This is a genomic window from Kitasatospora sp. NPDC052868 (assembly GCF_044547105.1).
Lineage (GTDB): Bacteria > Actinomycetota > Actinomycetes > Streptomycetales > Streptomycetaceae > Kitasatospora.
Genome location: NZ_JBITZW010000006.1, coordinates 386,205 through 399,286, shown reverse-complemented (window position 1 = coordinate 399,286; position 13,082 = coordinate 386,205). Strand labels below are relative to the sequence as shown.

The 13,082-nt window shown below is 74.3% G+C and carries 2 protein-coding genes; both read left to right on the top strand.

Translation table 11 applies throughout. The features are described 5' to 3' along the window. Positions 1-36: 36 nt before the first annotated feature. Entirely contained in the window at positions 37-11,304 is an 11,268-nt protein-coding gene (locus ACIGZJ_RS13880) for a toxin glutamine deamidase domain-containing protein (protein WP_396457383.1), read from the top strand. Positions 11,305-11,436: 132 nt separating this feature from the next. Continuing rightward, positions 11,437-13,035: a hypothetical protein gene (locus tag ACIGZJ_RS13875; protein ID WP_396457382.1), complete on the top strand. Its 1,599-nt coding sequence runs from the start codon at positions 11,437-11,439 to the stop codon at positions 13,033-13,035. Positions 13,036-13,082: the final 47 nt, after the last annotated feature.

Genomic DNA, 13,082 nt, shown 5'->3' with positions numbered 1-13,082 from the left:
TTCCTCGGTCTGCCGGACGAGTACGCGGAGCAGACGATGGCGCTGCGGCGTCGGGAGCGGTTCGCGGGGGAGCCCGGGGTGATGGGCCAGGCCGCGTACCGCAATGACTTCGAGGTGCTGCCGCGGCACCTCCAGCGGATCGAGGACGTGCTCCGCTCCGGACCGGTCGTCCGCGAACTCTCCTTCGACCAGTACCGGAACGCCTCGACGAAGCCCGCCCCCACGACCACCACGCCAGGCGCCGTCGTCGGCAACGACGCCGCGTCGGCGCCGAATCCCGCTCACCATGCCTCGCAGGCACCTACGGTGACGGTGTATCAGACGGAGCTGCAGCAGCAGCCGGAGCCGCAGCCGCACTCGGAGCCGCAGCCGTCACAGGCCGCCGTGCCGCTGCCGGTCGCGGAGGTCGTGTCCCGCGAGCGCGCTGTCCTCGAAAGCGGGCTGGTCATCGAAGGGCGGCCCTACGAGGCCCTCACCGTGCCCGGCGACGGCGACTGCCTCTTCACGTCCCTGCTGGTCGGCGTGAACCGCCAGTTCGGCGAGTGGGAGCACCAGCACCTGGACGCCGCCGGGCTGCGCGCCGCCGTACTGCAGTGGTACCGGGGACCGGACGGCGCCGCCCAGCGGGAGCTCATCGACGAGTGGGGGCAGTCGGTCCTGGACATGCTGATCGCGGACCTGACGCCGCAGGCGCTCTGGCGTGTGATGGGTCGGACGGACGAGCTGCCCGCCGGCGTGGACGCGAGCGCCCTGATCGAGAACTTCGGCAGCCCCGTGCTCACCGACCTCGCGAACGGAGCCTGGGACCGCCTCCTCCTGGAACGTCCGGGACTGGCCCAGCCGGTGGTGCTGGACCCGAACCCGCATCCGCAGTTCCTGACCCCACAGCGCCTGGCGGACATGCAGCCGAGCGAGGCGGTCGATCTGGCCATCCGCAACCGGGCGCTCTGGAACACTCCCCTCTTCGACGAGGTGCCCCGGATCGCCGCCGGTGCGGTGGGCTTCAACCTCGGTGTCCTCAACAGCGCCGGGCAGTTCTCCAGCTACCTGGCGGACTCCGACCGCCGCACGGTGATGCTCTACCGCCAGGGCTACGAGGGGGCGCACTTCTCGGCGCTGCGGCCCGTCCCGCAGCAGACGCCGGCGCAGCTGCCGCCACCGCCGGTCCCGCCGCAGGTGCAGGCGGAGCCGGAGACCCCGCCGGTGCCGGAGCAGCCGGCGCAGTTGTCCGGGCCGGACCTGCCGCCGCTGCCAGAGTCGCCGGTGCTGGCGTCGACGCCGGACGAGGCTCCGGCTCCGACCCCGGCTCCGACCCCGGAAGCGGTCCCGGCCCCGACCCCGGAAGCGGTCCCGGCCCCGGTCCCGGCAGCGCTGCCGGCGCCGGAGACGCTGCCGAAGCCGGAGGTGCCGCTCGTCGAGGAGCCGAAGGCGCCGCCGCTGCCCGCGCCGCCGACCCGCCTCACCGACCCCGCCAACGGCCAACTCAGCGGAGGCGACCGGGTCCTGCCGATTTCGGGCCCCGTCGACCGCGTGGTCGAGGCGGTTGTCACCGCCCTCACCGGCGTCCCCGAGCTGCTTCCCAAGGGCCTGCTGGAGAAGCACCGCAAGGCCCAGGACGACATCGCCGCGGCCGGGCCGCAGGCGGCGCAGGCGGTGGAGCGGCTGGCCAAGGCCGAGAAGCAGCTGGCCGAGGCCCGCGAACTCCTGGCCGGCTCGGTCAGGGAACAGCTCTCCGACGCGCTGGACCTCGACGCCCTGCAGCCCGTGCTGTCGGCGATGACCCAGGGCGAGCGCCTCTCGCTGCCGTTCGAGCTGCTCGGCTGGAAGGGCGACGTCGAGGTCACCGCCCGGGTCACCAGGGCCACGACCACCGGGGCGTACAAGAAGTTCGAGTTCGAGGACGGCAGCGACTCGTTCGCCACCACCGGGTCCTTCGCCGAGGGCCGCCGGCGGTTCGGCGGCGGCCTGCTGATGGGCGGCAAGTTCTCCCCGAACGCCCCCGACACCAGCATGACCGGACAGGTCGGGGTGGTGAGCGACCGCAGCAAGGCCGGTACCAGCGACAGCAGGGGCCGGACGTTCTCCCGCAGCAAGACGCCGGAGCCCGCGCTGCGGATCGACACCGACATCCGGCTGGAGCTCGACTTCTCCGGTGTCCGCAAGGACGGTTCGGGCCTGCCGGTCGGCCACGGGCAGCACCGCCTGCCCGTCGAGCTGCCGGTCCCGGTCGTCGTGCCGGCCGCCGAGGCGGCGGACGCCGTCCCGCCGGCCGCCCAGCAGCACTACCGTCCGCCGCGGCGCGTCGAGGAGTCGCTGGCGCTCGGCGGACTGGACGTCGTCAAGAACGTCCACGTGATCGACGAGGCCGGGAACCGGACGGCCGGCGGGGTTCCCGCGGTGCTCGCCGCCGCGGCCCCCGCGGCCGCGCTGCCCGTCGGCGCCACCCGGAGGTCGCTGGAGGCGTTCGGCGAGGCGACCTTCGGCCAGGACTGGCCGGCGCTGCGCGCCGAGGTCCTCGGCCGGCTGGACCTGCAGACCCTGCGCACCGAGCTGAAGTCCATGATGAGCGGCGAGCCCGTGGAGATCACGCTCTCCGACGGCCGGGGGAGCATCATGGTCTCCGCGCTGGTTGCGCAGATGGCGCACCTGCGCAACACCGAGCAGACGGAGTTCAACACGGGCACCGACGTGACCCGTACCGTCGTCTCGTCCGTCACCGGCAGCCTGAGCGTGGCCGGGGTGCCCTCCGCCAAGCACACGGGCTTCGGCGACGTGCCGGCCGGTGTCACGGGCGCTCTGCCGTCCGGTCAGCTCGGCCGCGACAGCAGCGCGATCGACCGGGTCACCGTGCGGGCCGGCAACGCCGTCAAGGTGAAGGCCGCCGGGGCGATCTTCGACGGCAGGGCCGTGCTCACCTTCGAGTACCGGCCGGACGGCACCACCCCCGCTCCCGGCGGCCCGCACGCCACCGGGCAGGTCGCCTTCCAGGTGATCTCCGAGGCCGCCGACTCGGTGGCCGTCGACGGACCGGAGTCCTTCGTGTCCGGCGGCCGGGCGCCGGGCGAGGTCCAGGCGCCCCGCCTGGAGCCCGGCTCGACCGCCTGGCGGCCCAAGCCCGAGCTCTGGACGACCGGGCTGCCGGAGAGCGCCGTCGTCCTGGACGTGTTCGCGCGGGCGAACCCCTCCGGGGGCGGCGCCAAGGGCAAGGACCTGCACACCGTGCTCGACGAGCTGGGGGTGGGCGCGTTCAAGGCCGAGGGGTGGGCGGGGTTCCGGGAGTCGGTCCGGCACACCTTCCAACTGGAGCGGCTGGCCGCCTCGTTGCCCGCGATGAGCCGGGACATCCCGCTCCAGGGGCCGCTGCTCAGCCGACCGGGACACGCGGACACCACGGTGCAGGCCACCGCCAGGGTGGACCGGCTGGAGTTCCTGCGGACCATCGACAAGGCCGAGCTGAACGTCCTCAACGAGACGGCGGTGGGCGACGCCGCACGGGACACCGTCGGCTGGACGCTGGGCGGACAGGCGCAGGGCGGCTTCCACTACGCCTTCCCGGGCGGCGAATGGGTGTCGCTCTCGCTCGGTGGCGGGCTGGCGTTCCGGCGCCGTACCGGCGACCGCGCGGGGACCGGGTCCAGCACGGTGTCCAGCGCCAAGTTCGCCGAGCCGATGGCGGTCTTCCTCGCCACCGCCAAGGTGAACGTCCGGCTGTCCGACCAGGGCCGCCTGGACTCCGCCGGCGGCGGTTCGGACCCCGCGGTGCGGTTCGTGGTGGCGATCCCGAAGTCCCGGCTCGACGAGTACGTGACCGAGGCGGCGCCGGAGCAGCCCAAGCCGGGACAGCCGGAGCAGGCCGCGCAGCCGGGTCAGGCGCAGCCCGCGACGTTCGTGCGGCCGCCGGTCACCGTCGGGGACGCCGCCAAGCCCGTGGTGCCCGAGCCCGTCGTGCCCGAGCCCGTCGTGCCAAAGCCCGTACCCGACGCCGCGAAGGAGACCAAGCCCCTCACGCACCAGCCGCCGGAGCGGGTGTCCCGGAACGGCCAGCTCGGTTCGTCCGACGCCGTTCTCGGGATCACCGACGGCCTGGCCGTGATGAACGAGCTCCGTACGGCGCTGCGGCCGGTCTTCGGCGCCAAGTGGGACCGGGTCGCCGCGGACCTGGTGCCGTTCTTCGACCCGGTGGCGCTGCGGCCGATGGCGGCCGCGCTGACCACCGGCCGCAGCTGGGGGACGTCGGTCTCCGCCAACGGCATCACGGCGGACATCCGGATCACCGCCGCGGAGGCGTCCGTCAAGGAGCACCTGAAGTCCGTCGCGGACTTCGAGTTCGAGGTCGGCACCGAGTCCACGACGTCCACCGGCGAGATGCACGACGACCGGAGCCGGTCGACCCAGACCGTCGTCGTCGCGGGCAAGCTCCCGAACCTGGCGGGGGCGCTGAGCCACGCCTGGAACTCCGACAGCGTCATCGGCGGCACCCGGGACGTCGGCAGCATCGCGGTGACCAAGGGGAAGACCGTCGAACCGGCGGCGGTCTTCCGGGGCGACCTGACGTTCCGGATCGAGGTGACCCTCTCCCCCCGGTTCGGGTTCTCGAAGGCCATGGAGCCCCTGCACGCCACGACCGGGGCCGAGTTCGCCTTCCCGGTCCGCGAGATGCCGCCCGCCCCGGGCGGGCGCAGGCCCGCCCCCGCGACGCCGCGCCAGGTGCCGCAGCGGATCATGCGGTCGCTGGTGCTCAGCGCCACCGACATCGTGCTGCACGTCTCCCCTTCGCACGAGTCCGAGCACCCGGCGGCGCCGCCCACCCGCGCGCCCGGGGCCGCGGCCCGGCAGCCGGAGCAGCCACAGCAGTTGGAGCAGCCGGAGCAGCCGGGCGACGTCCAGCTCACGCCGATGCCCGGCGGCCCGGCCGGGCCGACCGCGGTCGACGCGAACGCGGTGGTGGCCCCGAGACGGCAGCCGGGGGCCGAGGACGTGCTGAACCAGCTGGACGCCACCGGCCGGGCCGTGTTCGGCTCGGACCGGAACTGGCAGCGGGTGAGGCGGACGCTCGCGCCGAAGTTCACCGCCGAGGCGCTCCAGCAGCGGCTGCGGTCGCTGATGGCCGGCCAGGGCTGGACCGTCGGCGTGCCCGGCGGCACCGTGACCGTCCGGGCCAGCGTGCAGCGGATGGAGCACGTCTCCGACACCAAGGCGACCGAGTTCAACAGCGGAAACACCGTCGGCCACTCCAGCGGCGGCACGGACGGTCTGACCGCCTACACCCGGAGCACAACCGACGCCACGGCGCTGCGGCTGGTCGGCACCTCCGACCCGATCGGGGCGCTCCCGGCCGCGGTGGTGGCCGGCGGCACGCTGACCCACGTCAGCGGGAAGGACCAGATCGCGGAGAACTCCAGTTCCGTGGGCACGGGCGCCGGCACCAAGAGCAAGGTCCCCGGCAGCGTCTTCGAGGGCACCGCCCTCCTCCATCTGGAGTTCCGCCGCAACCTGACCCTGTGGGGCAGGACCGTCGACCGGTCCGTCCCCCGCGGGACGCGGGACGAGCAGCGGCGGATCGACGCGGTCCAGCGGTCGTTCGCGGCCCGCCAGAAGGAGCTGGCGGGGCGGGAGGCCGAGCTCGGCCCGGCGGCGTTCCAGGCCGCGAACACGAGGCTGGACGGCGAGCACCGGGCGGCGCTCAAGCCCCTGCTGGACGGTCAGCAGCGGCGGATCGACGCGTCCGTCGTCAGGAAGTGGACGTCGGACCTGGAGCAGTTGGACCGGCGGATCCGGGAGCTGGGCAACCGGCCCGACAGCAGGGACCTGCGCGACCGGCTGGTGGCCGAGCGGGATCGGCACCGGGAGCAGATCGAGCAGCTCAAGGCCGACCCGGGGCTGAAGCCCGGCTCCGGGCCCGGCAGCGACCGGACCCCCGACCAGATCGCCCCGATGACGAGGACCTCGTTCGCCGTCCGCCGCAACGCCTTCGGCTACGCGAAGGTCGGGTTCCAGGTGCTGGTCGAGGCCTCCGAGGCCCACCCGGTCACCGGAGGTGCCGACGGCCGCTTCGAGGCACCCGGACCGGTCACCACCCGGGCCGGCAGCGCCGCCCCGGTGCGGGACACCGAGCCGAGGACGCACTCCGTGCCGCCGGCCGGGGTCTGGACCGGCGGTCTCGCCGCCACCCATGTGATCCGTGACCTCACCGACGTCGGCTCCCTGCGCAGCCTGCTCGACACCGAGGGGCGGCGGCACTACCCGGGGGTCTGGGACAGCCGGGTGGCGGGCGGCGGGCGGCGCTCCGAGCGCGTGATGAACGAGTTCGGCCGTGAGCGGCTGATGGCGGCCCTGCCGCGGCTGACCGCGGGCGGGACGCTCACCGGCACGCCGTTCCGGGTGAACGGCCGGCAGTCCTGGGTGTCCGTGACGGCCGAGCTGGTCGACCTCGCCCACCACCGGGACGAGGCGGGTGCGGAGCTCGCGCTGGTCGGCGAGTCCTCGGCGCGGTACAGCGAGCGCGCGCTCAACTCCCGCCACCTCCAGGCCATGGGCCAGATCGGCGCGGAGTTCTCCAAGCTGAAGAGCAAGTTCTCGGTGTCCGCCATCTTCGGCGGCGGATACCGGTGGCGCCAGGGCGGGGAGCGGTCGGCCGGTGGGCGGACGATCGCCAACTCGAAGGTCCCGGTGCCGCTGGTGCACTTCGACGGCCATGTGGCCTTCCGGTTCACCTTCCACCACGGGGAGGAGCGACCGGGCGCCGCCTCCCCGACCGCCGGCGGGGTGGTCCCGTTCGCGGTCTCCATCCCGACGGAGCAGATCACCGAGACGATCACCGCTCCGGCGGACACGTTCTTCACCGCCAAGGAGCAGAAGGGGCGGCAGTGGCGCCGGGAGACCCCGACAGCCGAGACGCTCCCGCCGGTGCCGGAGGTGCCGGAGCCGCCTGCCGAGGTGCCGCCGTCGGCTCCGCAGGTTATGCCTGTGCCGAAGAAGCCGGTCGTGCCGGAGGAGGAGCCTGCGGAGGCGCCGGAGAAGCCCGCGGAGCCCGCCGAGGTTCCGGAGGTCCCGGAGGTCCCGGAGGTGCCGCAGGCGCCTGCCGAGGTGCCGCCGTCGGTGCCGGTGGTGCCGGTGGTTGTGCCTGTGGCGAAGAAGCCGGTCGTGCCGGAGGAGGAGCCTGCGGAGGCGCCGGAGAAGCCCGCGGAGCCTGCCGAGGTCCCGCCGCTCGCGCCGGAAGACGCGGCCGCGCCCGCGCCGAAGGAGCCGGTGCACAGCACGGAGGGCGAGGAGGCGCAGACCGAGCAGACCGACGTGCCCGCGGCAGCCCCCGCCCCCGTCCCCGCACCCGCCCCGCAGCGGCCCCCCGTGGCCGCGGCGCCCGAGCCCCGCACGCCGACCCGGCAGGAGAGCCGGCCCGGGTCCTCGGGCCGACTCACCGGCGACGACATCTGGAACGTCCTCGTGCCCGCCACGAAGCGGCGCGCCGAGCCGGACGTCGTCTCCGAGCCGGACGTCGTCTCCGACCCGGTCAGCCCGGAGCCCAAGCGCCTGCACACCATGGACCGCACCGCCACCCCGCCGGCCGACCGGGGCCTGCTCCGGTCCACCGAGGAGCAGCAGCAGGCCTGGCTCGGCGCACTGCCGGACGGGCCGCTCGAGCCGGGCACCGCACCGCGGCTCACCGCGGACCTGCTCGGGCACCTCAACCCCGACGGCTCCACCGTCAACTGCCTCGACGTCAACCTGGCGCTGTGGGACACGATGGACGGCGACCCGCACCCCGCGGGGACCCGCGTCGACGACCTGCCCGAGCGCGACGGCATCTGGGAGGTGACCAGGCGCCTCGGCCCGCCGTGGCACTACGGCGCCGGCTCCGCGGCCCTGGACAGGGTGGTCGCCCTGGTCCGGGACGGCGGCCCGGGCACCCGGGCGCTGGTCCTCGTCGCCGAGGAGGGCCTGGTCGGCCACGCCTGGACCCTGCTGAACACCGGCGCCGGCACGTTGCGCTGGATCGACCCGCAGCGGGGCGAGTTCCCGGAGCACGCACCGGCCGTCTCCGACACCGGGAAGGTCTGGGCCTACACGGAGAACGCCGCGCGGAACCAGATCCGCGGCGACGGGCGGCACGACCCGACGCTGTTCCACGACCCGGCCGCCGGAGGACCGGGCCACACCTTCGGCATGGCCCCGACGGAGCGGCTGTTCAACCGGCACCCCATCGCCGATCAGCCCGGCTGGACGGAGCTGGCCGAGGACTTCGAGATGCGTATCGCCGAGCTCGCCACCGCCGTCACGGCACGCGGGGACGCCGCCATCGACCACGCCCTCAACCGGCTGGTCGCCGTCCTCGTCAACCACCACGGCCCGAACTGGATCGAGGAGGTGCACCTCAGGCAGGTCTTCACCCGCGACGACGTGACCAGCGCGGGCCAGATCGGCCACTCGGGCCTGACCGTCCGCCAGATCGACAAGATGATGGAGTCCGGGAACCCGCGGGAGAAGTACACCGCCTTCTACAACGGCGCCTACTACCGGCCCGACGGCGACGGCGCGGCCGGCGAGTACATCGGCGGCTTCAAGGAGCTGCTGCTGGCGGTGATGCTCGATCCGGAGCTGACCGCCGCCCGGGAGCTCGGCCTCGACGTGGACCGGCTGAGGCCGTACCGGGACCACCTGCACAGCCGGGAGCGGAGGCTGGTCCACGGCGTGCTGGCGGCCTTCTCGAGCTTGCAGGCCAGGAACTTCTCCCTGGACCCGTTCGCGCTGGGCAACCTCATGCGGTGGAGCGCCAATCCGATCGACAACTCCACCGAGCTGGGCCGGAGCCAGGTGATCCGCACCGAGCGCCCGGACGAGATGAGCACGCCGGGCCGGATGACGCCGTCGCGGCTCAGGCGGGTCGGCATCGAGCTCAGCAACCGCGAGCGGGCGCTGCTCCTCGAGCGTGAGGTCATGCCGATGACCGCGACCGTGACCCGGGAGCTCGACACCGTCCCGCTCACACCCGGGCAGGAGCCGGACACGGCCCTGATCTTCCCCGAGTGGCAGACCGTGTCCGACGTGACGGTGACGCCCGGCACCCCGGACGCCGACGGGAACGTCAGGACCACGGTGACGGCGAACGTGTCCGGCCGGATGCACCTGCGGGCCGGCGACCTGGCGGAGATGACGGTCGAGGAGGTCGAGGAGGCGATCGCGCGGGGGACGATGAAGCCGGGCGAGTCGATTCGGCCGCGGCAGGGGCCGGAGTTCCCGCTCGGGTCGATCGAGGGCGCGGCCCGGTTCCGGCTGGAGCCGGACTCCGCCTGGCGGCGGGACGTCGACCGGCGCGGCATGCCCGCCATCGGCGGCCTGTCCGGTACGGCCGTCCGGATGGTCAGCTCATTCGACTGGCTGAACGTCCCGGAGGCACGGCGCGAGGACTTCGTCGTCGGCCTGATCGCCTGGATGGGGCTGCCGAGGGACCACTCGCTGTACGAGATCCTGCGGGGCGCCCAGATCGCGGGCTTCGACGGCGCGAACGGCAGGGTCCTGGACCTGACCGACGCGGTGTCGATGTACCGGAGCCTGGAGGTGCTCGGTCCCGAGTTCGCCGAGGACAGGCTGCGCCAGTTCGACCCGAGGGGGCTGCTCCCGCACGAGCGGCACTACTTCGAGCGGCTGTCGCTGCGCGGCGAGGACGGCGGCCTCCGCGCGCTCACCAGCACGGACGTCTACGAGGCGAGGGAGTACCACCACCACCAGGTCAACGTGGCGTTCGGCGCACCCACGAGTCCGGCGCTGCGGCGCTGGCTGAGGGACCACGGGATCCCGGTGCCCCGGATGCGCGAGCGGCTCGCGAGGTTCACGGTGGCCCACCTGATGGCGATCCGGGCCTACACGGGGGAGGACCACGCCCTGATCAACCTGGTCGTGGAGCGCACCCGGGGTGTCGGCGGCGGACTGCCGTTCGACATCGTGGCGGCGGCGACCCGCCGGGTGCTGAGGGAGATGATCTCCCTGGTGCACTCCAACGACCACTACATCGCGCCCAACATGTTCTTCACGGACGAGGCGGTCAACACCCTCATGCTGGAGCGCGGCAACCTGGCCGCGAACGCGCGCCAGGACGTCGACGCCCGGCTCGAGCGCAAGATCACCGAGCTGCTGCCCGCGGTGGTCGCCGAGTCCAAGCTCCACGCGGCCATGCTGCTGGAGGCGCTCGACACCCTGCCGGTCGCCAACGAGATGACCGTCTACCGCGGCGCCTGGGAGTGGGGCAACGAGAGCAACGCGAGCGCGTTCCTGGCGGGGCTGCTGGCCAGGGACCACGTCGAGTTCGACACCTATGCGAGCACCAGCAAGGAGTTCCCGACGGCTCACGAGTTCGCCGTCAAGGACGCGGTCGGGCGGTACCGGCACCGCGTGGTGTACATGCTCACGCTGCGCGGTGTCAGCGGGCGTGACATCGGCCCGTTCTCCCAGAAGCAGTACGAGACCGAGGTGCTCCTGCTGCCCGGGGCCCGGTTCCGGGTGACCGACCGCACGGTGATGCCCGACATGGACGGCACGACCGGCAACCAGTACGTCCTGATCGAGGCGGAGGAGGTGGTGCCGCCCGCCGACGCCGCCGACGCCGCTGCGACGGCCACGACGAACACGGTTGCCGCGACGGCCGCGACGGTGGCGGTGCCAGGGCACGTGTCGCCCGGCCCCCAGCAGGTGCCGCCGGCCGGACCCGACGAGGGTGACGCGGGGTCCGAGCCGGAGGACGACGGGGATTCGGGGTCGGACTCGGGGTCGGAGTCGGGGGAGGAGGTGCCGTTCATGATCTCGTTCGTGCCTCCGGGCGGTTCCGAGGACGGCGACGAGCCGTCGGGTGCGGAGGACGAGGGCGACTCGGGGTCGGAGTCGGGCGAGGACGTGCCGTTCACGTTCTCGTTCGCGCCGACGGGCGGTTCCGACGGGGGTGACGAGCCGTCGGGTGCGGAGGAGGACGGGGACTCGGGGTCGGAGTCGGGCGAGGACGTGCCGTTCGTGTTCCCGTTCGTGCTGCCGGTCGGCCTGCCGACCGGGCCGGGCAACGGCAACGGCAACAGCGGGAGCGTGGGCGAACACGGGAGCGACGGCGGACACGAGGGCGAACACGACGGGGAGGACGGGGACTCGGGGTCCGAGTCGGGTGAGGACGTGCCGTTCGTGTTCCCGTTCGTGCTGCCGGTGGACCTGTCGGCCGGCTCGGGCGAGGAGGACGAGCACGACGACGAGCCCCACGAGGGGGCCGGGTCGGACGAGGACGGGGACGCCGACGCCGGCGAGGAGGTGGAGATCTTCTTCGGTTAGGACCCAGGGCCCTCATGGCTGAACCTGCCGAGGTGCGTCATCCGTCGAACCGGGAGGGACGGTCCATCGCCCGCTCGCCAAGGGGCGGATCGGCGGCCTCCCGCGAGCGTTGTCGTCTAGGGCCAGGGGGCCATGGTGGGCAAGAACCGGAACGGGCGCGGGAACCAGCCGCCCGGCGAGGGCTACGAACTGCCGGCGGTGGCGTGGGTCGTGCCGCAGCCGACGGCCGCCTCGGCGGGAGCGTCCGGCTCGTCGGAGGCGGCCGCCGCCGACGAGAGCGAGGGCGCCGCAACGGCCGACCCCGCAAAGACGCCCGCCGCCGGCCCGGCTGCGACGCCGTCCGGCGCGGGCTCCGGCCCGGCTGCCGGTGCGGCTGCCGGCCCGGCCACCGGCACGGCCGCCGCCGAGGCGTCCGCGACCGCCGCGGCCCCCGTCGGCCCGGTGCCGCCGGTCACCGGCGGGCAGTCCGGGGCCGCGGCGGCCACCGAGACCATCGCGGTCGAGGCCCTGCCCGGTGTCGTCGTGGCCGACCCCGGCCAGGAGCTGGAGCCCCCGCTGCCCGGGGAGAGCGGCCCGCGCCGGATCTCCAAGCCGATGATCGCCGCGGCGGCCGTCGCCGGGCTGGTCCTGGTCGGGCTGCCGCTGGTCTTCTCCAACCTCGGCGGCGACGACCCGCATCCGGGCGCGGGCGGCCCGCCCCCCGCCGGGTACACCCAACAGGACGGCGGCGGCGACGCGTTCGTCCCGGGCGTGGACGCCCAGGGCAACGTCGCGCTGCCCGTCCCGCAGACCGTGGGAGACCCGGCGGCCCCGCCGACCGTGCCCGCGGCCCCGCCCGCCGACGCCGGTGCGGCCGCCGCCGGGGGTACCGGTCCGGAGCAGAACGCCGTCGCCCCCGGCCAGCCGGTCGGCCAGCCCCGCCCCGGGCAGTCCTCCGCGGCCGCCGGCAAGCCCCCCGCGCCCGGCGTGCCGGCCGGCCAGGGCTCCGCCGCGACCGGCGGCGGCTCCGCTGCCACGGGCGGCGGAGCCGCCGGAGGGTCGACCGGAGGTTCCACCGGCGGCTCGACCGGTGGGAGCACCGGCGGCGCGGCGGCCGGTGGTGCAGCGGCCGGTGGAGCGGCCGCCGCCGCGGGCGGAGCCGCCCAGCCGGCCCCGGCGCCGGCCCCGGTCCAGCCCCAGCCCGCGAAGTCCACCCCGCCGCCGGCGCCGGTCTACAACGCCGTGGCGGGCCTGTGGTGCAGCCCTCCCGGCAACACCACCACCACCCAGCAGTACGGCCGGTACGAGAACGGCAAGGAGGGCTGGGTCACCAACTCCGGCGGCTACGCGTCGGACGGCTGCAACGGCAAGTACGCCTCGGTGCCCATGCAGGGCACGGCCAACAAGGACGACGGCAACTCGGTCGTCTGGACCTTCAACACCGCCCCGGTCGTCAACGGCAGCTGCAAGCTCTCCGTCTACGTGCCGGCCAGCGACGACGTCAAGGCCGTCGGCGGGGCCCCGACCTACTACACCGTCCAGTCCAAGTCGGAGCCGGGCTCGGGCACCGTCGGCGACTTCATCGTCAACCAGGTGGGCAGCAGGGGGTCGTGGGTCTCGGTCGGGACCTTCCCGGCCACCGCCGGCAAGATCGCCGTGATGATGCACACCCGGGGCGAGGACTGGAAGGGCGGCACCGCGACGTACGCCCACCACGCGGCCTCGGCGATCCGGGCCAACTGCACCGGCTGACCGGCGGCCGGGCGGTGCCCGCCACCGCCCGGACCCGGAATGCCACC

Excerpts from the sequence above, each read along its gene's own strand:
- ACIGZJ_RS13880 (WP_396457383.1), top strand. The coding sequence starts at position 37 with ATGGCGCTGCGGCGTCGGGAGCGGTTCGCGGGGGAGCCCGGGGTGATG.
- ACIGZJ_RS13875 (WP_396457382.1), top strand. The coding sequence starts at position 11,437 with ATGGTGGGCAAGAACCGGAACGGGCGCGGGAACCAGCCGCCCGGCGAG.